Origin of the sequence: Gimesia benthica, from assembly GCF_009720525.1 — a bacterium.
Taxonomy (GTDB): domain Bacteria; phylum Planctomycetota; class Planctomycetia; order Planctomycetales; family Planctomycetaceae; genus Gimesia; species Gimesia benthica.
In genome coordinates, this window is the sequence record NZ_CP043930.1 from 3,229,384 (window position 1) to 3,250,181 (window position 20,798).

General features: G+C 54.3%; 16 protein-coding genes. 10 read left to right on the plus strand and 6 right to left on the minus strand.

From position 1 onward, the window contains the following. The first annotated feature begins 248 nt into the window (after positions 1-248). The 3 genes from serA (at position 249) to F1728_RS12230 (ending at position 4,380) form a co-directional block, all read left to right on the plus strand. Complete coding sequence (gene serA / locus F1728_RS12220; RefSeq protein WP_155364336.1) at positions 249-1,874, plus strand: phosphoglycerate dehydrogenase; 1,626 nt, start codon at positions 249-251, stop codon at positions 1,872-1,874. 313 nt (positions 1,875-2,187) lie between these two features. Continuing rightward, entirely contained in the window at positions 2,188-2,838 is a 651-nt protein-coding gene (locus F1728_RS12225; RefSeq protein ID WP_145036094.1) for an HNH endonuclease, read from the plus strand. 228 nt (positions 2,839-3,066) lie between these two features. After that, positions 3,067-4,380 (plus strand): homoserine dehydrogenase, encoded by a 1,314-nt coding sequence (locus tag F1728_RS12230; RefSeq protein ID WP_155364337.1) that lies wholly within the window; start codon positions 3,067-3,069, stop codon positions 4,378-4,380. 12 nt (positions 4,381-4,392) lie between these two features. Here the strand turns inward: F1728_RS12230 and F1728_RS12235 are convergent, their stop codons facing one another. Then, the gene (locus tag F1728_RS12235) at positions 4,393-5,226 is read right to left on the minus strand and encodes a peptidylprolyl isomerase (protein WP_155364338.1); all 834 of its coding nucleotides are present in this window, start codon (positions 5,224-5,226) and stop codon (positions 4,393-4,395) included. Between the two features lie 59 nt (positions 5,227-5,285). After that, positions 5,286-6,203, minus strand: coding sequence for a carbohydrate kinase family protein (locus F1728_RS12240; protein WP_155364339.1), 918 nt, complete (start codon positions 6,201-6,203; stop codon positions 5,286-5,288). 123 nt (positions 6,204-6,326) lie between these two features. On the opposite strand from F1728_RS12240, the gene F1728_RS12245 reads away from it, so the two are divergent. The 4 genes from F1728_RS12245 to F1728_RS12260 all read left to right on the plus strand — a co-directional run bounded on the left by F1728_RS12245 (position 6,327) and on the right by F1728_RS12260 (position 13,183). Further along, positions 6,327-6,791 carry an acyl-CoA thioesterase gene (locus F1728_RS12245; RefSeq protein WP_155364340.1) on the plus strand — a complete coding sequence of 155 codons (465 nt, stop codon included), beginning with the start codon at positions 6,327-6,329 and terminating at the stop codon, positions 6,789-6,791. Positions 6,792-6,887: 96 nt separating this feature from the next. Further along, a complete protein-coding gene (locus tag F1728_RS12250) occupies positions 6,888-8,555 on the plus strand; it encodes an ATP-binding protein (protein WP_155364341.1) in 1,668 nt (555 codons plus the stop codon). Further along, entirely contained in the window at positions 8,441-9,352 is a 912-nt protein-coding gene (locus tag F1728_RS31620; RefSeq protein ID WP_155364342.1) for a hypothetical protein, read from the plus strand. The genes F1728_RS12250 and F1728_RS31620 overlap by 115 nt, the downstream gene beginning before the upstream one ends. A 1,392-nt stretch (positions 9,353-10,744) precedes the next feature. After that, the gene (locus tag F1728_RS12260; RefSeq protein WP_155364343.1) at positions 10,745-13,183 is read left to right on the plus strand and encodes a hypothetical protein; all 2,439 of its coding nucleotides are present in this window, start codon (positions 10,745-10,747) and stop codon (positions 13,181-13,183) included. 161 nt (positions 13,184-13,344) lie between these two features. Here the strand turns inward: F1728_RS12260 and F1728_RS12265 are convergent, their stop codons facing one another. The 3 genes from F1728_RS12265 to leuS all read right to left on the minus strand — a co-directional run bounded on the left by F1728_RS12265 (position 13,345) and on the right by leuS (position 17,314). Then, positions 13,345-13,689 carry a hypothetical protein gene (locus tag F1728_RS12265; RefSeq protein WP_155364344.1) on the minus strand — a complete coding sequence of 115 codons (345 nt, stop codon included), beginning with the start codon at positions 13,687-13,689 and terminating at the stop codon, positions 13,345-13,347. 191 nt (positions 13,690-13,880) lie between these two features. Further along, positions 13,881-14,258: a hypothetical protein gene (locus F1728_RS12270; RefSeq protein ID WP_155364345.1), complete on the minus strand. Its 378-nt coding sequence runs from the start codon at positions 14,256-14,258 to the stop codon at positions 13,881-13,883. Between the two features lie 131 nt (positions 14,259-14,389). Continuing rightward, a complete protein-coding gene (gene leuS / locus F1728_RS12275; RefSeq protein WP_155364346.1) occupies positions 14,390-17,314 on the minus strand; it encodes a leucine--tRNA ligase in 2,925 nt (974 codons plus the stop codon). Positions 17,315-17,611: 297 nt separating this feature from the next. On the opposite strand from leuS, the gene F1728_RS12280 reads away from it, so the two are divergent. Together F1728_RS12280 and F1728_RS12285 are read left to right on the plus strand one after the other, a co-directional pair. Beyond that, complete coding sequence (locus F1728_RS12280) at positions 17,612-18,577, plus strand: sugar phosphate isomerase/epimerase family protein (protein ID WP_155364347.1); 966 nt, start codon at positions 17,612-17,614, stop codon at positions 18,575-18,577. A gap of 46 nt (positions 18,578-18,623) precedes the next feature. Further along, a complete protein-coding gene (locus F1728_RS12285; RefSeq protein WP_155364348.1) occupies positions 18,624-19,001 on the plus strand; it encodes a DUF5658 family protein in 378 nt (125 codons plus the stop codon). 7 nt (positions 19,002-19,008) lie between these two features. Here F1728_RS12285 and F1728_RS12290 read toward each other — a convergent pair whose 3' ends face one another. Then, complete coding sequence (locus F1728_RS12290; protein ID WP_155364349.1) at positions 19,009-19,725, minus strand: 16S rRNA (uracil(1498)-N(3))-methyltransferase; 717 nt, start codon at positions 19,723-19,725, stop codon at positions 19,009-19,011. Between the two features lie 210 nt (positions 19,726-19,935). Between F1728_RS12290 and F1728_RS12295 the strand changes: the two genes are divergently transcribed. Further along, the gene (locus F1728_RS12295; RefSeq protein WP_145180338.1) at positions 19,936-20,772 is read left to right on the plus strand and encodes an ExeA family protein; all 837 of its coding nucleotides are present in this window, start codon (positions 19,936-19,938) and stop codon (positions 20,770-20,772) included. Positions 20,773-20,798 lie beyond the last annotated feature (26 nt).

Sequence of the window (20,798 nt, forward strand, 5' to 3'; positions counted from 1 at the left end):
AGAATATCATACCCGTTTTGAAGCCGGTTATCTGCTTTTCAGCAGGAAATTGCAGCTTCAGTTACAGAGAAACGGATCAGACGCCCGGGGTGCTGAAACTGTTTGCTGAATTCCCCAGTTTGCAGTGTCATTTGCCTTGGCGCTATTTTTTGGCGAACTATGCTAAGGGACGATACCTCTGTATCATGAGGGGATTATTGTAACTCCCCTGCCCTGTATCCCTTATTTTGAATAAGTGAGTGAATTCCATGTACCGAGTCCTGATCACGGACAATCTTTCGCCAGCTGGTCTCAAAATCCTCGAAGACAACCCGGAAATCGAAGTTGACGTTCGTTCCGGCCTCTCGCCGGAAGAAGTACGGGAAGCACTCAAGTCCGCTGATGGTATCATCATTCGCAGTGCCACCAAGCTGACTGAAGAGATTCTCCAGGGGCAGCCCCGTCTGAAAGCCATCGTCCGGGCCGGCGTCGGTGTCGATAACATCGACCGCGTCGCTGCGACTCGCGAGGGCATCATCGTCATGAATACCCCCGCCGGAAACACCACCAGTACCGCCGAGCAGACCATCGCCCTGATGATGGCCCTCGCCCGGAACATCGGTCCCGCTTATGCCACCATGAAAGAAGGCAAGTGGGAACGTAAAAAACTGACTGGAACCCAGGTCGCCGGCAAGACTCTGGCCGTCATCGGTCTGGGTCGCATCGGTCTCTCTGTCGCCCAGCGGGCCCAGGGACTGGAAATGAAAGTCATCGGCTACGATCCGTTTATGTCAGCCGAACGTGCTGCCGAGTACGGCATCGAGCTTTACAAGGAAGTCGATGAAATCGTCAAACACTGTGACTTCCTGACCGTGCACACTCCGCTGACTGACGAAACCCGTGACCTGATCAACGCCGAGCGGATCGCCACGATGCGTCCCGGAGTGAGAATCATCAACTGTGCCCGCGGTGGAATCATCAACGAAGACGATCTGGCAGATGCTCTGGAATCCGGCAAAGTTGCCGGCGCTGCCTGCGACGTATTCACCCAGGAGCCGCCGGAAAACCGTCGCCTGATCGACGCTCCCAACATGCTGGCCACACCTCACCTGGGTGCTTCGACAGACGAAGCTCAGGAGATGGTTGCCCTGGAAGCAGCCGAGATCATCACCGACTTCCTGACGAAGAACGAAATCCGGCACGCCATCAACATGATTCCAGTCTCCGGTGCAGAAATGGCGGACCTCAAGCCGCACATCGAACTGGGACATCGCCTGGGAATGTTCCTGTCACAGCAGACCTCAGGCAGCCTCAAAAAGGTACAGCTTCAGTACCGGGGCGAAGTCGCCGAGAAGCAGACCAAGCTGATCACATCCAGCTTTACTGCCGGCCTGCTCTCACATTCATTCGAAGCCGAAATCAACATCGTGAATGCCACCGTCTTCGCCAAAGATCGGGGCATCGACATTTCCGAGGACAAGTCTACCGAAGTCGGCACGCTTTCCACCCTGATCTCTGCTACCGTTGAGACTGAGGATGGCAAGTTTTCCGCCGCCGGTACTATCTTCGGCCAGGACTTCCTGCGTCTCACCAAGCTGGACGAGTTCTACCTCGATGGCTATCTCGATGGTAATCTGTTGATCTACCGTCACAATGACGTACCCGGCCTGATCGGATACATCGGCACCGTGCTCGGTAACCACAAAGTCAACATCGCCCACATGGCTCTGGGACGCCTTCAGAATCAGCCCGGTGGTGAAGCGATCGCTGTGCTGAACGTGGACGGCGATGTTCCTGACGAAGCCATTGCGGAAGTCTCCAGCCACAAAGATGTTTCCTGCGTAAAACTCATCAAAATGCCACCAGCCACTGCTCCTCTTTCCTGGTTGCAGTAAGCTCGTACAGGCTTAATAGCCGCTTCATCAGTTCGTTTTTAAGCCGATGAAGCGGCTTAGCCATTTCAGCGAAAAATTCGCCCAGTCCCGGGAAAGTATTTGAACCCCAGGGTCCCTCCTGCATAAAATATCTGCGATAGAGGTACGTACCTGCCTAATTGAGTTTATTCCTCAAATTCCAATTGACTGCGGAATCTGTTAGGTTATCATTCCCGACAATTCGAATAGTTGAATCTACTTAAGTCGCTTCGGTTCTTATAGTACCTTAAAGTTTGCCATAACCTTGCTCAGAGATCTGGAGGGTGGGCGGCGTATGATTTCAGCAACTTCCGGGAAGGCGCTCTCGAGTGCCATGCAGGCGAGCGTACTGGCGCTCAATAAGACTTATTCGCCAGTGCACGTGATCTCTGCCAAGCGGGCATTCTGCCTGCTCAGCAAAGATATCGCTGAGGTCATCAGTGTCGAAGACGGCACCTTCATGAACTACGACTTCAGCTCCTGGATCGAAATCAGCGAATTACGTTCGGAGTTCAACGAACGCAGCGAACTTGAAGACTGGATCCTCACCGTCAATTACGAAATCCAGGTCCCCCGCGTCGTCCGGTTACTCCGCTATGACCGCATCCCCAACAATACCATCAAGTTCAATCGACGAAACATTTTTATCCGCGACAGTTATCGCTGTCAGTACTGCCAGAAGAAATTCAACGTCAAACAGCTCAGCCTGGATCACGTCGTCCCCCGCTCGCATGGCGGCGGCATGAGCTGGGAAAACATTGTCAGTGCCTGTCGTCGCTGTAACACCAAAAAGGGGGGCCGCACCCCGACCCAGGCCGGTATGAAACTTCTGCAGAAACCGGCCAAGCCCAGCCGGAATCCGGTACTCCTGCAGCAGGTGAAACAGGCGAAATATGAATGCTGGAAAAATTTTGTCGGCACCAAAGAACTCATCAACTGTGACTGATCATTCTGCTCCAGCCCCTTAGCCTGCCCCTGCTTTTCCAGCCTCTCCCGCACTCAAATCCTGTCACCAGTTCCCTCATAATCGACATATCCCCTCTGTTCCTCTGCTCGATTTGTGCTGAATTTACGGGCCATGGTTCCACTGGCTCTCTCAACCGTCTATATTACGAGACGAATAATCAACATCCCCGCTGAAAGTCTACGCACCAGAAAGCCTCAGGAATCAGGAATGTCGTCTTCTCCGTTAAACGTCGCCATTATTGGCATGGGAACCGTTGGTAGCGGTGTCGCAAAAATTCTTCTGGATCGAGCCGAGCAGATGACCACCCGTGCCGGGCGGCCGATTCATCTGAAACGGGCCGTCGTTCGCGATCTTTCCCGTCCTCGCGATATTGAGCTTGCCGAGGGTGTCCTGACCGACGATATTGACTCCGTCCTGAATGACGATTCCATCGATGTCATCATCCAACTGGTGGGGGGAATTGATCCCGCTTACGACATCATGCTGCGTGCCCTGGAAAGCGGTAAAGATGTCGTCACGGCGAACAAAGCCCTGCTCTGCGAAAAAGGGGAAAGCCTTTATCAGCGCGCCCGGGAACTCGGACGTTGCATCTGCTTTGAAGCAGCCGTCGCCGGCGGTGTTCCTCTGATTGAAACAGTCACCCAGGCGATGTCCGCCAATCAAATCACTTCCATCGAAGCGATTCTGAACGGTACCAGCAACTACATCCTGACACAGATGTTTTCCCACGATGTCAGCTACGATGACGCCGTCAAAAGTGCCCAGGAAATCGGCTATGCAGAAGCCGATCCTGCGATGGACGTCGATGGCACCGATGCAGCCCAGAAACTGGGGATCCTCGTCCAACTCTCACTGGGGATCAAGGTCAGCCTGGATCAGTTCCTGCGACAGGGAATCGATACGCTGTCCCTGGCAGACCTGAAATACGCCGACGAACTCGGCTACACCGTCAAACTGCTGGCGGTCGCCAATCTGATCGACGGTCAACTGGAAATGCATGCCCAGCCGACTCTGATCCGCAACGACAATCCACTGGCCCATGTCGAAGACGCCTACAACAAAATCGCCCTCGAAGGCGATGCGGTCGGCAAGATCTGGCTCTCCGGGATGGGAGCCGGACAGATGGCAACAGCCTCCGCAGTGGTCGCGAATCTGATCGATGTCGCCGTCGGACGGGCTGCACTCACATTCCCCAGGCTCGACTTGTGGAATCCCCGGCACGATATCAAGATCATGCCGCGTGAAGAGATTTCACGTCGCTACTTCCTGCGGCTGAATGTAGAAGACCGCCCGCACGTTCTGGCAGATATTACGAACGTGCTGGGCGATCATGAAATCAGCATCGCCAGCCTGGTCCAGCATGAGGCACCGGAAGTCGATCCAAATGAAAGCTATCCGATTGTGCCTCTGGTCATCATGACTCACCAGACCACCGAAGGTCGTTTCCAGGCAGCCAGCCGGGAGCTGGAACAGCTTACCTGTATCCGCTCTCCCTTTGTCCGGATGCCGGTCAACGACTGAGCCGTCGGAACACTATTCTTTCTTTTCAGCAGCCTCTTTCTCCGGTTTGGCTGCTGCTTCTTTTTTCTCCGCGGGCTTTTCCTCAGCCTTTGTTTCAGGCTGTTTTTCTGCCGCTTCTTTCTCGGCTGGTTTTTCAGCTTCCGCTTTCTCAGCTTCGGGCTTCGCTTCTCCCTCAGCCCGCTTCTCGCCGACAACGGTCGCCTTTTTGATGTAGTCCAGCATCGGGTATTCCTGTTTCAGGTATGCATTTCCCTGAGCACGAAGCCGCATCTGATCGGGACCTGCTCCTCCGGGAGCCCCTTCACCGTATCCATTGTAAAGTGAATCGACGACATCCATGCCTTTGACCACCTTCGCGAAAGGAGAAAAGCCCATGTTGTCCAGATTGGAGTTATCACCAAAGTTGATGAAGAACTGGGTGGAACGGGAATCCGGCAGTCCGGTTTTCGCAAACGAGACATACCCGCGTTTGTTCGACTCAATCACGGGATCATCCGGAATATTGTTATCGGCCCACTTCGCATGCACGGCGGGATCACCCTGAATCCCCACCTGGGCCATGAAGCCGTCGATCACGCGAAAGAAAGCCACATCGTTGTAAAAGCCTTCTTCGACCAGCTTCTTGAACCGCTCTGCCCCACGAGGTGACCAGGCGGGATGTACTTCCAGCAGGATGTCACCTTTGGTGGTGTTTAAGAGAACCTGAAAGTTTTCGGCATCCGAGGTTACCGGCTTTTCGCCAGCTGCTTCGGGAACTTCGGCATCGCCGGCCGTGGGAGTTTCACTGGTACATCCCACCAGACAGGGCAGCAACAGGCATAACGCGAAGAGGGTGATACGTAACATCAAATCTTTCCTTAAGTTTATCTGACTGAATTCAACAAAATGAAACTGATTAAGCTCTCTTAACTGTTTTTGATTTCTCGGCTGAGTTGCTCGAACTCATCCCGCAACACCGGCATCGCCCCGGATTGACTGGCCACCAGGCCTCCCACACGATTGGCAAACAATGCTGCCCGATCCCAGGGCCAGCCCAGCAGGCGTCGCGAAATCAGAGCAGCGGTAAATGCATCGCCGGCTCCCACCGCATCAGCCACTTCAACCGGTGTCCCCGGAATATCATAGACTTCGCCTCCCGCGTAGATCAGGCATCCCTGTGAGCCACGGGTAATACAGATCGCCTCGACTCCGTAATCTGCCTGCAGCTGATCCGCGAACTTCTGCAGGTCGTCTTGAGAGACTCCCAATAATTCTGACAGAACCTCGACCTCATCCTGGTTTAGCTTGACGACGCGGGCCGCTTTGAGTGATCGCTCGATCCAGTCCCGGTCGTAATACTTCTGCCTGAGATTGATATCATAGACCACCAGGCAGTCATCGCTGGTCGCTGCCAGGCACTGATGAATCGCCTCTCGCGAGTCGGCTTCGCGCTGTGCCAGTGTTCCGAAGCAGACGGCGCGGGCGTTGCCCATCAGTGTCGCCAGCGGAGCGGTAAAGTCAAGATGATCCCAGGCGACCTGTTCGTGAATCGTATACTGCGGATCGTTGGCGTCGGTAAACTCCACCGTCACCGTGCCGGTCGGGTAGTTCTCATCGACCTGCACGTAATCCGTGGAGAGCTGTTGTTTTTTGAGAAAATCGAGCAGTTCCCGCCCCAGATCATCCTGGCCGACGCGCGTGACCACGGTCCCCCTGCATCCCAGTTGATTAGCCTGAAATGCGACATTCGCAGGAGCCCCGCCCGGACGGCGGTCATCACCAAAACAATCCCAGAGTAATTCACCTAAACCAATTACCAGCGGGAGTGACGCAGAATTATTCATGGAACTCCGATTCCATTCTTGTTGATTTCAATTACACTGTTGATCAGTATTTCGATAAACCCGTCCAACAGCATTTCAGTTCATCTCTGCTGATACCATACCATATTCCGGGATAGAAATTCCATGCATCGTATTTATGAATACCATCATTTGGTGACCAATGATGAAATCGACGGACTGGGCCACGTCAACAATGTCGTTTACCTCAAATGGCTGCAGGACGCCGCTGTCGCCCACTCTGGAGCCAACGGCTGGCCCGCCCGACGCTACCGCGAACAGGGAATCGGCTGGGTCGCCCGCAGTCACTTCATCGAATACCTGCAGCCCGCGTTCGTCGATCAGGAAATTGTCGTGCAAACCTGGATTTCTAATCTGCAGAAAGTCAAATCCCTGCGCAAATATCGCATCATCCGTCCCGCTGATTCCGAACTGCTCGTCCGGGCCGAGACCAACTGGGCCTTCGTGAATTACCAGTCCCTCTCCCCCTGCCGCATCCCCACAGAGGTCTCGGAATGTTTCTCTGTCGTCTCCGATGAAGAAGCACCCGAGCAGGCTGCATTTTCTGAGAAGTTCACGGACAAAACGTGATTTCTCGATCGCTGCCTGCTACCCTATTAACAATCAGAGCTCCCTGGAACAGCGAGCCTTCCCGATTTCACTTCCCGTTGCCCATCACGGTGTGCCATGACTGACCAACCCTATGAGAAACTAGGCGCCTTCTACCTCGGTAAAGAATACGATCTCCCCACCGGGTCGCTCACCGACAACCTCGTCCTCTACGACAGCAAAGACCTCACGACCCACGCGGTCTGTGTTGGCATGACGGGCAGTGGTAAGACGGGCCTCTGTCTCTCGCTGCTCGAAGAAGCCGCCATCGATGACATCCCCGTGATCGCCATCGACCCCAAGGGGGACCTCGGCAACCTGCTGCTCAACTTCCCCGATCTGAAACCAGCCGACTTCCGTCCCTGGATCGAAGAAAGCGAAGCGGTCCGCAAAGGAAAGACACCCGATGAATACGCCCGCGCAACCGCAGACCTCTGGAAGAAAGGCCTCGCCGACTGGCAGCAGGACGCCGATCGCATCGCTCGGCTCCGTGACGCCGTCGACATGGCCATCTACACCCCGGGCAGCAGCGCCGGCCTCCCCATCTCGGTCCTCAAATCGTTCGACGCGCCCAGCGATGCGGTCCTGAACGACAGCGACGCCCTGCGGGATCGGATCCTCTCCGCCGTCTCCGGACTGCTGGCCCTGCTCAAAATCGATGCCGACCCGATCAACAGCCGCGAACATATTCTGATCTCCAATCTGCTCAACCAGGCCTGGAAAGAGAAACGCAACCTCTCGGTCGCCAGCCTGATTCAGGAAATCCAGGCGCCCCCCTTCGACAAGATCGGCTTCCTCGACCTGGAAACCTTCTACCCGGCTAAAGACCGGATGGCTCTCTCCCTGCAGTTGAACAACCTGCTCGCCTCCCCCGGCTTCGAAGCCTGGATGCAGGGCGAAGCACTCAACATCGCCAACCTGCTGACGACCCGCGCAGGCAAGCCACGCATCTCGATCCTCTCCATCGCCCACCTCTCGGACTCAGAGCGGATGTTCTTCGTCACCGTCCTGCTCAACGAAGTTCTGGCCTGGGTCCGCAGCCAGTCGGGAACGTCCAGCCTCCGCGCCATCCTCTACATGGACGAAGTCTACGGCTACTTCCCCCCGACCGCCAATCCTCCTTCCAAAACGCCCATGCTGACCCTGCTCAAACAGGCCCGCGCCTTCGGACTGGGCGTCGTCCTCTCCACCCAGAACCCGGTCGACCTCGACTACAAAGGGCTCTCCAATACAGGTACCTGGTTCATCGGTCGCCTGCAGACCGAGCGGGACAAGGCCCGCGTCCTGGACGGACTGGAAAGCGCCTCGGGAACCGCAGGCAGCCAGTTCCACCGTCAGCAGATGGAAGCCATCCTCTCCGACCTCGGTAGCCGCGTCTTCCTGCTGCACAACGTTCATGAAGATGCCCCCGTCGTCTTCCACACCCGCTGGGCCCTCTCGTACCTCCGTGGCCCCCTGACACGCACACAGATCCAGACCCTCATGGATCCCCGCAAGCAGGCGCTCGCCGACGAAACGTTAACCACGGTCACCAGCGCCCCGCGCGCCACCGAACCCACAGTAGCCGCCGAGCCCGATCAGCCACCGTTGATCCCCCCGACATCAAACAACGCGTCTTCCGGGCCTCCAGCATGCTCCCCCAGGGGAGCAGACTGGTCTACCGGCCCGGCGTACTCGGCCTGGCGAAGCTCCGCTATGCGGATGCCAAATCGAAAGTCGATCTCTGGCAGGATGTCGCTCTGTTGATCTCCCTCACCGGCGATGTCCCCGAGAGCCTCTGGGAAGAGGCTACCCCCATCCCCGTCGGCGATCTCGACTACCAGGACCAGCCCGCAGATCAGGCCCGTTTCGCCGGCGTCGACACCGCCCTGACTCGCAACAAGCAATACGGCACCTGGGAAAAAGATCTGAAAAACTACCTCTACCAGGAACGACCGCTGAAACTCTGGTTCAGCGGCGATCCCAAACTCTACTCCGATCCGGACGAAACCGAAGCCGACTTCCGCGCCCGGCTCAAATTGCTCCTGCGCGAAGAACGCGATCTGCAGATCGAAAAACTCCGCGCGAAATACGCTTCCAAACTCGAGACCATCCAGAACCGCATTCGCACAGCCGAAGAACGCGTTGCCCGCGAAGAGTCCCAGTACAGCGACAAAAAAATGAGCTCCTTCCTCTCCATCGGCACCACCATCTTCGGAGCCATCATGGGTCGTAAAATCGCCAGCGCGACGAACGTCCGCAAAGCCTCCACCGCGGCCCGCAGCGTCGGTCGCGCCGCGAAGGAATACGACGACATCGAACGCGCCCAGGAAGCCCTCAAAGTCCAGCAGCAGAAATACGAGGAACTCGAGGCCGAGTTCCAGCAGGAACTGGATGAGCTCGAAGCCCCCATCCGTCCCGAGGACCTCGAAATCGAAGAGTACCTCGTCCGCCCCCGCAAATCCGACCTGATGATCAACGAAGTCGCCTTCACCTGGCTCCCCTGGTCCGTCGACGAAGCCACCGGCATCAGCGAACCCCTCTACCAAAGGGACGTCCGTTAGGCGTCCCCGTCAGTCGGCTTGAGAACAACCTCACGATTTCCAGTTCCCTTCTGTTCCATTTCCCTGAACAGTTTGACCTTGATCGGCTCTTCCCGAACCGTAATTTATCGCAATTGTGCTTCGCGCGCGAGGCGGACGATGCGAGCACTGGAACACGACGCACCAGTGACTCAGATTCACCTGAATCGGCGTCGATTTTTCCAGTTTTTCACCAGCACAAACGGAACCGGTTCCCGATGTCTCGTAGATTTTCAAATCATTTCGGAGCACTTTCAGAGCATTTCGCGCGACACTCACCAGCAACTCCCCCCCTTTCAAATCAGAATCAAAGCACAATTCCCCTTGACCCCCACACGCCCTTCAGCAAGATCACACAACATATCAACAAACAGCAAGCACTGTTTCTCGCCAAACCGGAAATGAACAGCAGCCGAAGCAATCCTGCCCTCCGTCTTGTCAGGAACCCGGACTGCAATAAAAACCAATTAGCCGCAGGGCGTTAGCCCCGGTTGAAACGATGATCGCCAGCACGCACCCAAATCCAGAATCGGCTCACCCCGAATGAAACCCGGGCCGAGCGCAGCGAGCAGGAAGTCGCAGCTCAATCGATCAATCCACAACCGGCCACCCACCCCAAACCGTAGGGTGCGGCCCCATGTGTCCGCCCGCCTGGCGACTGTGACTGCAATACAGACTCCCAAGGGAATCCCAGCCAGCACCAAAAATCAAAAGAACCATTTTACAAAAAAGAAACTCTCGCCTGTAGCTGAATATTGCTAAGCTGAAGGGAGATAGATTGCGAAAGCAATGTTCGAAAGCCCGATCTGGTTCCTGTCACATTTTCTGTCCAGAGAATGGGTATGCGTCAGGAACCTCATTGAGCATTGCGCACCAACAAGGAATGGATCTCAATCTGGTGCTTCGTCAAGTTTGAAATTAAGGGCTGGGAGTGTGGTTATGTGCTCTGTTGTCGCACTCCCGTGATCGCCATCACCCCAAAATTCATCAATAGAGCAGCGGATATAAATTGTCATATGAGATTTCAAGCTCGACATGGCACTACATTTATTTTTCATGGAGTGTGAGATGCTTTCCTGGAATCGTACTCTGGAAATCAGCTTAATTTTGTTCATCGCCACTTTTACAAGGAATTCTTGCGCTGAGGAACAGGAACTCTTCATTCAGCAATGGGGCCTTACATCTGCCGATCGTGTTGACGACTATGACCCTGAATCAGGACATCTGCTGACGAGACATCAGGCAAGTGCTGTTTTGTGGGATGTCAAAACGGGACTGGCGTTGCGGCAGTATCCGTTCAATACAAGAAATTTCTCTGCAAGGTTCTTGCAAAACGGTCGCTTGTTATTGAAGTCATCAGAGATGGTGAGGCTGTTGAATAAGCAGAATGGAGAAGTCATTCGCGATATCGACCTCACCAGGTATAAATTCTCAAATTATTCCAACATCCTGTTGATCAACGACGGGCAGCCAGTTTTCGTCGCTTCCTGCGGACCAGAAACGATTCGTGTCTGGAATCTGGAAACAGGCGAAATTCTCAACGAATTTCCGACAGAGGGAGAAATCAGCACAGCGAAGATCTCACCTGATCAACAATTTTTGTTAGCAGGTTCTGGTAACATTGGAATTCTCTGGAATTTAAGAACAGGGAAAGTACAACAACGGTTCTGTTCTCCCAATAGAATTCACACCGTTGAGTTCAACGACGATGGCAGCAAATTTCTCACCATCGGATCAGGCGAATTCTGGTACACACCGCGCGTGATCGTCTGGGAGACAGCGTCCGTATTTCCCTTGCTCTCTATTCCACGAACTGCACTTGATGCATCCTTTGTGAATGATGAGATTTTGCTGAATTACCCCCAGGGAAAAGTTGAACTCTGGCCCTTGGATCGACATGAAAAAGCCCCTCCCAAAGAGAAATGGCCGACCTATCAGTCATCAACAGACAATCGCTGGTGGGTCACAAGGAATCATTGGCGGTTGCACGTTGATTCGAAGCAGAAAACCATAAGCCTGCACGGACCGTTACCGGATTCTCCTACGATTGAGATCCCCACCCAGACGTCGTTGTTTGCGGCAGCATACCATCTTCCCCTGGCATTCTCGCCCTCAGGTCGCTGGCTGCTGACAGGCAAATCAGGCTGGGGGGATCCCGGGCAACCGAGTGCAATCTGGGATCTGAAACAGGGGGAGTTGAAATATCATTTGAAGAATATCGACTATGGCTCTTTTCATCCAACTGAAGACAAAGTACTTCTTCAGGATAATGAATTAAGAATCATGGACCTGACCTCAGGCGAGGTCCTGCAATCACTGCAAAGAAAAAAAGGAGACTCTTACTTTGAAGGGGCATTCACGTCTGCTCAGTTTTCGAAAGAGGGGAAACACGTGCTCATCTCAACGGGAGACTGGTATGACGGAAACGGAGGAGGGATCCTCATCTGGAATCTTCAGACTGGTAAAATTGAACGAGACTATGCCAGATCGAGTAAAGCAGTCATCTACGCCGGTTGGAACTCAGATGAATCGAAAATCGTCGCTGCACTGACACCAGGAAACGATGGAAGTGCCGGCATTGACGAGATCAGAGTAATCGATGCCATGACTGGAGGGTCGCTGCAAACGAGGATGTTTCCTGATTCGGGGATCGGAGTCGGCGACGTTAATCCGTCAGGGAATTTGATTTCAGCAACTTCCTGCAAGTGGATCAGAAACAAATTGCCAGCCAACGGTTCGACTATGCAATACACGACTTCTTTACTGGCAATTGACGATCTCGAACAAAACCGCGCCGACTTACCCGGGCAACATCTCTTATGGAACAGGAATGGCAGCATTGCCGGATACCTTCCGAGTCGCGGCAAGCTGAGCTTCTTCGATCTGGAAGAAAATGAGACCCTTTGCTCGCGCGCGACTTCGTTGAGCCAGTGGTCGAAAATTCTCTTTCACCCCGGTCAACTTCTCATCGCAGGTTCACCAGGACCTCCACGTCAATCGGTGGAGACTGTCAGTGATTCTGTCGGCTTTGAACAGACCCTGACTGGTGATCTGGAGGCAGAATTGTTCCTCTTTTACGGCTCTGAAGATTGGCTGATTAAAACGAAATCCGGATTCGTGAACGGATCGCCCGGTGGATTACGCCGCGCAACAAGTCGAGTCCCGGGAACGCCACAAGTCAGTTACGAAGCCGACTTCACTGATTCGATCACCAGGCCGAAGGCGGTCGGCAAAGCACTCACTCAATCGCTTGCGGACGACTTGAACCTGAAAGCAGAACTACAAAAGTTACCACAGCGCGACATCCCCAATCTCGCCCCAACCCCCAAGGCAAAACCGCAAAAGTATCACGACCCCACAAAACGGCTCAAAGAGATTTCCGAGCAACTGAAAGCCGCAGGAGCGAAAATCAAACAGGCTCAATTCAGCGGGATCACCTACGTGCATCTCGAAGGTCATCCCGTCACCGACGACCTCATCAAACAACTTCGCTGGGCTGGAAATATTGATCGACTCTATCTGGCAGAGACCGGAATCACTGATCAACAACTCGATGAAATTGGGATTCTGAAGGATATCAAAAGAATGTCACTGTGGGGAAATCCAATTACCGACGCCGGTCTCTCAGAACTGACTGCCATGTGGAGTCTGGAAGTCCTGGACATTCATGATACCAAAATCACCGCAGCGGGTTTGAATCAGTTGCGAATGCTTCCGGATCTGAAAACGCTCATCATCCCAGCGAGCATCAATGTAAACGAACTTGCTCCATTAAAAACTCAGCGACCTGATTTGGAACTTCTTCTGCGATAAACAGATCGATCTTGAGCCACTTCCCTGACGGTTTCACAGAGTATAACCATCAAGTTAATTGTCATCGGACGATGTAACTCGGCAGAACGGATGTCGGGCCGCGGTGAAGACTTACTGGGCTAATGCCATTGACCTCATTATCACGCCGAAAACCAATATCCCTAGTCGTCGATCCCGGTGTCTTGATTGCCGACACCGAAGCCGTGGGGGTGGGACGACGGCACTTCCAATACGTGCTTCCAATGTTGGATGAAGGTTTCCCCGTGCTCCGTTTCCAGGCGTTCCTTCTCCTCCTCCACACGCTTCAGCACCTCCGGCCACCAGGTGGAATTGAGATAGGCCACGCGGCGGTCGTGCTCTTCGACAGAGATCCCCTCCTCATCAGGATCCAGCCCTTCCTGCTCAAAATTCATATCCCGCCAATGATCGCCGGGATGGGGAACAAACCCTTGTGTGTCATGAGGAAACTGGTGGTTAAATGAATCCATATGAGACTTGTGAAACATCGGAACCTCTCCTGTGCAATCCAGAATGCGAATCGAAGTAAAGTGCCTCACTCTATTGGAATCTTCAGCTCCAAAGTCTTCAATACCGAATGCCGGGTAGATCGAAAGAAATTCCGATGGAGATGAAAGGTGTCAGGAACCATTTTTGGAACTCGTATTTGGTTCCTGAAACTTTTTTTAGCTATCACCCTCTAGTAGTCAACTGTCTCAATTAGAATTACTTCATGCCCTAATTGAATAAAGATGTCATGCAGTTTTTTAACGAAATTGATACCTTCATCCCCTCCTTCTAAAAAATCCATCAGCTTGATTACTTCATGAGAATTTCGAACTTTTAGCATATGGTCTGTCGAAAAAGCCCCCATAAAGTACCGTTTGCTTAGTTCTTCCTTTCCTGTTTCAGGATTGAATTCATAGATCGGCTCTAAAACGAATTCGTCTAAATCATCATCTTCATCGACTAAAGGTATTTCTCCAATTGCAATCCAAATACGCTTAGGTACAGGCTTTTTAGATGAAAATAAAGCAACTTCGGAGAGCCTCATTTCATAGATAATATGGACTTTCATTTTTGCAATTCTGGGTTAAGGACAACATCATAGTGGCAGATCTTTTTCACATCCCAACAGACGCAAAAACAGCGCAGCAGGTCCCGCTGCGCTGCAAGCCTGCCTCTGACTGCTCCCCGGATGAACGCCGCTTACTTCACAACGAAGTTGATCAACCGGCCGGGAATGACGACCGCTTTGACAATCGTCTTGCCTTCCAGGTATTTGGCGATGGTCTCGTCCTGCTCCGCGGCCTGCTGCATCGCTGCCTGGTCCGCATCGGCGGCTACTGAGATCTTGGAACGCAATTTTCCATTCACCTGCACCGGCACTTCGACCACCGATTCCTGCAGCAACGCTTCGTCATACTGCGGCCAGTCGGCGTAAGCCAGCGACTCGGTATGACCGAGGATGCTCCAGAGTTCCTCGGCGATGTGCGGTGCGAACGGGGAGAGCAACAGGAGGAAATCAGAAAGCACCGAACGCGAACGCGTCTTCTGCTGCCCCATCGCATTTACGAATTCCATCATGCGGCTGATGGCCGTATTGAACGAGAGCTTCTCGATATCTGCGGACACCGCTTTGATGGTCTTGTGCAGAATCCGCAACTGTTCTTCCGAAGGATCTGCGTCGGTCACGCTCTCGTTCAACTGCAACTCTTCGGCACGTTCATCGATGATCAATCGCCAGACGCGACCGAGGAAACGACAGACGCCGTCCACGCCACTCATGCTCCAGGGCTTGGTTGCTTCGAGCGGTCCCATAAACATTTCGTACATCCGCAAGGAGTCGGCACCGTACTCGTCCACCACAAAGTCGGGATTGACCACGTTGCCCCGCGACTTCGACATCTTATGCGCGCGGCTGTTGACGAAGATCTCCGGTTCACCCACGAGCACGAAATCTTCGCCCGCTTTTTCTACCTGCTCCGATTCGAGTTTGATCGGCGTGGCTGGTTCACCTGAGTTCTTAATGGCCCATTTTGTGTCGGACTCATCCGATTCTTCCACGTCTTTCGCGGAGATCCAGGAGCCGTCGGCTTTCTGGAAGCCGGTCAACTCGACGTCGCCGAGAATCATCCCCTGGTTCACAAGCTTCTGGAACGGTTCGGGGCAGGTCACATAACCGCGGTCGAACAACACCTGATGCCAGAAGCGGGCATAGAGCAGGTGCAACACCGCGTGCTCACCACCGCCGATATAGAGGTCAACGGGCAACCACTGTTTTTCAATCTCGGGATCGATAAACCGCTCCCCGTTTTTCGGATCGGCATACCGCAAGTAGTACCAGCAGGATCCCGCCCATTGCGGCATGCTGTTGACCTCCCGCATCAAACGGGTGCCGTCCGCGTCGGTTTTGTACAACCACTCTTCAGGGGCGACAGACAACGGCGGTTCCGGAGTTCCTGTCGGCTTGAATTCCTTCAACTCGGGAAGTTCAACGGGCAAATTATCTTCTGCCTCGGCCCGCATCAAACCGGTGATGTTGCCTTCCGCGTCGAGTTCATGCCAGATCGGGAACGGCTCGCCCCAGAAGTGCTGACGACTGAAGAGCCAGTCCCGCAACCGGTAATTGACGGCCCCTTTCCCCACGCCCTGACTGACGAGGTCCGCGGTAATCTGTTTCTTGAAGTCAGCCGTCGGCGTGCCGTCAAAGTCACCTGAGTTAATCGCGGTTCCGAACCCGGAAAACGGGGTACGTTTCTGACCGTCAATCTCGGCTTCGAGCGCCTGTTCGTCTTTGGACGGTGTGTAGTCCGCGGGCGGTTCGACAACGGCGATGATCGGCAAATCGAATTCCACCGCGAATTCCCAGTCGCGCAAGTCGTGCGCGGGAACCGCCATGATGGCACCGGTGCCGTAACTGCTCAAGACGTAGTCCGCAATCCAGACCGGCACCCGCGCCCCGTTGACCGGGTTGACTGCGTAGCTGCCGGTAAAGACGCCCGTCTTCTCCTTGGCGAGATCGGTTCGGTCGAGATCGCTCTTGAGGGCCGCCTGTTTGCGATAAGTGTCGACAGCTGCTTTCTGTTCGTCGGAGGTCAAACGATCCACGAACGGATGCTCGGGCGCCAACACCATGTAGGTGGCTCCGTACAACGTGTCCGGTCGGGTCGTGTAAACCCGCAACACGTCGGCTTCCTGATCTTCCGGGAATCCCTCGCCACTGCGTCGGGTCTTCCAGGCAGAGAACGCGGCATCGAGATCGTCGCTGTCTTCTCCCGAGCCGATAAAGAAATCGACCTCGGCCCCTTCACTGCGGCCAATCCAGTTGGTCTGAAGCGACTTGATCGAATCGGACCAGTCGAGACCTTCGAGGCCGTCCACGAGACGATCGCCGTATTTGGTGATCCGCAACATCCACTGCCGCAAGGGAACCCGCTCGACCGGATGGCCGCCCCGTTCACTCTTGCCGTCGATGATCTCTTCATTCGCCAATACGGTTCCCAACTTCGGGCACCAGTTGACCGGCGCTTCATGCTGGTAAGCGAGACGCTGACGATCCTGGTAGCGGCGGACCGCTTCTGCTCCCGCGGCCTGCACTTTTTCAGGAATCGGCAATTCGCTGATCGGGCGAGCCCGCCCCGTGCGTTCTTTCCCGTCCGGCCCGGTCCACTTGCATTCATTGTCGAACCAGGAATCGAACAACTGGAGGAAGATCCACTGCGTCCAGCGGAAGTAATCGGGATCGGTCGTGGAGAATTCACGACTCCAGTCGTAACTGAAGCCGAGCATCTTCAACTGGCGGCGGAACGTATCAATGTTTTTCTGCGTCGTAATCCGCGGCGGGGTACCGGTTTTGATCGCGTGCTGTTCCGCGGGCAAGCCGAAGGCGTCCCAGCCCATCGGGTGCAAGACCTGCTTCCCCTGCATGCGGGCATGACGACAGACAATATCGGTGGCGGTGTAACCTTCCGGATGCCCCACGTGCAGACCATCGCCCGACGGATAGGGAAACATATCGAGAACATACAGCTTGTCTTTCCCTTCAACAAAGTCTCCCGTTTTGAAGGTTTCGTGCTGGTCCCAATAGGCTTGCCATTTGGTTTCAATCCGCTTGGCGTCATAGCGAGGCATGGTATCCGGTCTTCCTGATTCGTTGGGCACACGGGCCCGGTCAAAGATTTAAAATTCAACAGCCTGGAAACGTTTTCCCGGTCGTACAGGGTAACAGACAGACAGGTTGGCTGTCAGTGATATCTACAAGAATAGAGTAAGTTTAGCTATCCTCGGAAACTTTGCAATTCTGCCTGTTTTTGAGATCGAGGGTTTCTTTACAGTCCTCGATTTGTCAAAATGGACGGGCTTAGAATCCGCCCCAGAACAATCCGATTTTTGACACTTAAAATACGGCTCAGACCGGGAGTAAACATAATGGCAGTTCCTTCAGAGACCCAATTCAACCAGGAAACCAGCAGACGCGAATTTCTGAAATCAGCCTCACTGGCCGGTTTCGGTGCCCTCGCAGCAGGTTCTTTGTTCACAGACACCGTTTTGTCCGCCGGTGTTCAGAAAAAAACGGCCCCCGAACATCTGAAACTGAGTCTGGCCGCCTATTCTTTCAATCGGGATCTGCAGAAATACTGGCCCACGCCCCGCAAACGCAAAACTCCCGCCACCATGGATATCATGGATTTCGTTCGCTACTGCGGCGAGCTGAAACTGGATGGCTGCGAGCTGACCAGCTACTACTTCCCCAACCCGGTCAGTGAAGACTACCTGAAAGAGACCAAGGATCTCGTCGGCTCTCTGGGTCTGGAAGTCTCCGGCACCGCCATCGGCAACGACTTCTGTCTGCCCAAAGGCGATGCCCGCGACGCACAGCTGGAAATGACCCGCAAGTGGATCGACTACGCCGCCATCCTGGGTGCGCCCGTCATCCGGATTTTCGCCGGCCGGGTTCCCAAGGGAGGCAACGAAGCAGAAGCCATCAAGATGTGCCAGGAAGGGATTAACGAATCACTGAAGTACGCGGAACAGAAAGGTGTCAGCCTCGCGCTGGAAAATCATGGCGGCATTACTTCCACCCCGGAACAGATGATGCGGATTATCGATGGCATCAACAAATCACCCAACTTTGGCGTGAACTTCGACAGCGGTAACTTCCGCACCGAACATCCCTACGCAGACCTGGAAAAGATCGCCCCCCTGGCGATCAATGCCCAGATCAAAGTCGAGATGGGTGCCCGCGGAGAAGAAAAACCGGCCGACATTCCCCGGATCGTAAAAATTCTCAAGGACGCAAACTACAAGAACTTCATCGTCCTGGAGTATGAAGCCGATGAACCACCCAAAGAAGCAATTCCCGGCTACATCAAACAGCTGCGCAAGCTGATTTGAAGGTACTCGTTCCGCCATACCCCATCAGGTCGCATGAGACGCCATCATGGATGAAACCGATCCGCCCAATGAAAAAAAGACAGGCCGCTCGTTCCTGGGGAATCAACTTCCTCTCGAACGGGAGACCTGCATCTTTATCCTGGTCAACGCACTGGATGTGTTTATGACCTACCTGCTGCTGGTCACCGGAAGTTTCCGCGAGTCCAACCAGCTGGCCAACTACTTCATCGCCCACTGGGGCATCCGGGGGATGGTCTACTTCAAGTTCTCCCTGGTGGCGGTGGTGACAGTGATTGCCCAGATCGTGGCCCGCAAAAAAATGGAGACCGGCCGCAAGCTGTTGAACTTCGGCTCATTGATCGTCGCAGGCGTCGTCATCTACAGCTTCGTACTGCTGATGCGCTCGGGTTACCTGTTTAAATAACGAGGCTCTAAGGCAAGCGAACCAGGCCCGCCATCAGGAGGGCCGCCGTCTCGATCCGCAGGATTCCCGCGTTGATTTGAACCGCCTGCGCCCCCGCATCTTCAGCTGCCTGAACTTCCTCAGCAGAAAAGCCCCCTTCGGGTCCGATCAGAATCACAACACCGGCTGCGGACGCCTCCGATCCGGCCAGATTCAGTTCCGTCCACGCGGCTCCCTGTGGATCGGCGATCAGCAGTTGCTGCTCTGCCGGGTCGATCTCCTTGAGGAAGTCGCTCAACGGCTGTAACGGGGCCAGCTCCATCAGTCGAATCTGCCCCGACTGTTTCGCGGCGGACACTATCGTCTGTTGTAATTTTTTCAATCGGTTCTCACCCGGATCGACGCTGCTCCGTTCCGTGGTCAGGGGCACGAGCCTGGTGACGCCCAGCTCGGCTGCTTTTTCGACCAGCCAGCGAAAGCGATCTCCCTTGGGAACCGCGGTCGCCAGAATCAGGGGAACCTGTGTCTCAGCCTCGCTTTCGTGACGACGCACAACCTTGATATCGACCGTTTTCCGACCTGTTTTCTCAATCTGCCCCTCGGCTTCGATGCCGGTGCCGTTAAACAGCAGAACCTCATCCCCCACCTTCATCCGTAACACGTGCAGCAGATGATGGGCCTCGCTCCCGTCCAGTTGGAGGAGCGCGTCGTCCAAAGAACCTTCATAAAAAAAACGATGCGTCATGAATGTTTCTCAAGAAATCACTGATCGAGGAAGAGACTGTGCGGCTTTAATTTACGCAAGTTGAGGAAAATGAACTCAGCAGCCACGGTTCGGTCATGCCGATAGTAGCCATTGGCCGATTTTAACAATAAGGCAGGATTCCGTAACAGCGGGACCAGAGAATCTGAGCAAATCTGTTCAAACATCATTTTCATCGGGTCAACTTCAATCATGTACTACGACTTCTGGAATTTGTCACAAGCACCCTTTTCTCAACAACAGGATCTGGCGCTGTTCTTTGAAAGTGAACTCCATGAAGAGGCCCTGGCCCGTCTGCTGTTCGTGGCAGAGGAACAGAAAAAATGCAGTCTGTTTAGCGGCCCTTCCGGCACCGGAAAGTCACTCACGTTAAAAGCCTGCCAGCAGATTCTGACCCGCAGTTCCTGTCAGTGCGAATACCTGGACCTGCTGGGACTCGGAGAAGAAGAGTTTCTCTGGCAGCTCTGTGCTCAACTGCGTCTCGGCCCCGCCCATGAGACCCCACTGCCACAGCTCTGGAGACAGCTCACCGACTGTCTGACCGGCATGCAACTCACCCAGGGTCGACTCCTGCTGCTGCTGGATCACGTTGATCTGAGCCGCCTGGAAGCACTGCACGCCGTCGAGCGTCTGTTGCACACCGGCAATCAGCAGTTCCCCAGTCTCTCTCTGGTGCTGACGATGGACGAAGCCAGCTCGCCCCAGGCCGAGCGTGCCGCACAGATTTCCGATCTGTCGATCGAACTGACGGCATTGGATTCGGAAATGACCGAAAATTATATTCAGCATCGCCTGAGCCTCTCCGGTTGTGCCGACTCGGTCTTCACCACAGATGCGATTAAAGAAATTCACCGGTCCACACACGGATTCCCGACCCGGATCAATCAAATCTGCGATCTGGCACTGCTCGCCGGATATGAACAGAATCTGAACGAAATCGACGCCGAAGTGATCCGCAGGGCACAACGTGAAATTAATGGTGCACCTGCACACGTCAACCGCATTTCCGAAGCCATCCAGGGTGTATAGAATAAGGGCAGACAAAACAGCCCGTT

What these genes read in the sequence shown, in the direction of transcription:
- serA (WP_155364336.1), top strand. Translation starts at nt 249, where the DNA reads ATGTACCGAGTCCTGATCACGGACAATCTTTCGCCAGCTGGTCTCAAA.
- F1728_RS12225 (WP_145036094.1), top strand. Translation starts at nt 2,188, where the DNA reads ATGATTTCAGCAACTTCCGGGAAGGCGCTCTCGAGTGCCATGCAGGCG.
- F1728_RS12230 (WP_155364337.1), top strand. Translation starts at nt 3,067, where the DNA reads ATGTCGTCTTCTCCGTTAAACGTCGCCATTATTGGCATGGGAACCGTT.
- F1728_RS12235 (WP_155364338.1), bottom strand. Translation starts at nt 5,226, where the DNA reads ATGTTACGTATCACCCTCTTCGCGTTATGCCTGTTGCTGCCCTGTCTG.
- F1728_RS12240 (WP_155364339.1), bottom strand. Translation starts at nt 6,203, where the DNA reads ATGAATAATTCTGCGTCACTCCCGCTGGTAATTGGTTTAGGTGAATTA.
- F1728_RS12245 (WP_155364340.1), top strand. Translation starts at nt 6,327, where the DNA reads ATGCATCGTATTTATGAATACCATCATTTGGTGACCAATGATGAAATC.
- F1728_RS12250 (WP_155364341.1), top strand. Translation starts at nt 6,888, where the DNA reads ATGACTGACCAACCCTATGAGAAACTAGGCGCCTTCTACCTCGGTAAA.
- F1728_RS31620 (WP_155364342.1), top strand. Translation starts at nt 8,441, where the DNA reads ATGCTCCCCCAGGGGAGCAGACTGGTCTACCGGCCCGGCGTACTCGGC.
- F1728_RS12265 (WP_155364344.1), bottom strand. Translation starts at nt 13,689, where the DNA reads ATGTTTCACAAGTCTCATATGGATTCATTTAACCACCAGTTTCCTCAT.
- F1728_RS12270 (WP_155364345.1), bottom strand. Translation starts at nt 14,258, where the DNA reads ATGAAAGTCCATATTATCTATGAAATGAGGCTCTCCGAAGTTGCTTTA.
- leuS (WP_155364346.1), bottom strand. Translation starts at nt 17,314, where the DNA reads ATGCCTCGCTATGACGCCAAGCGGATTGAAACCAAATGGCAAGCCTAT.
- F1728_RS12280 (WP_155364347.1), top strand. Translation starts at nt 17,612, where the DNA reads ATGGCAGTTCCTTCAGAGACCCAATTCAACCAGGAAACCAGCAGACGC.
- F1728_RS12285 (WP_155364348.1), top strand. Translation starts at nt 18,624, where the DNA reads ATGGATGAAACCGATCCGCCCAATGAAAAAAAGACAGGCCGCTCGTTC.
- F1728_RS12290 (WP_155364349.1), bottom strand. Translation starts at nt 19,725, where the DNA reads ATGACGCATCGTTTTTTTTATGAAGGTTCTTTGGACGACGCGCTCCTC.
- F1728_RS12295 (WP_145180338.1), top strand. Translation starts at nt 19,936, where the DNA reads ATGTACTACGACTTCTGGAATTTGTCACAAGCACCCTTTTCTCAACAA.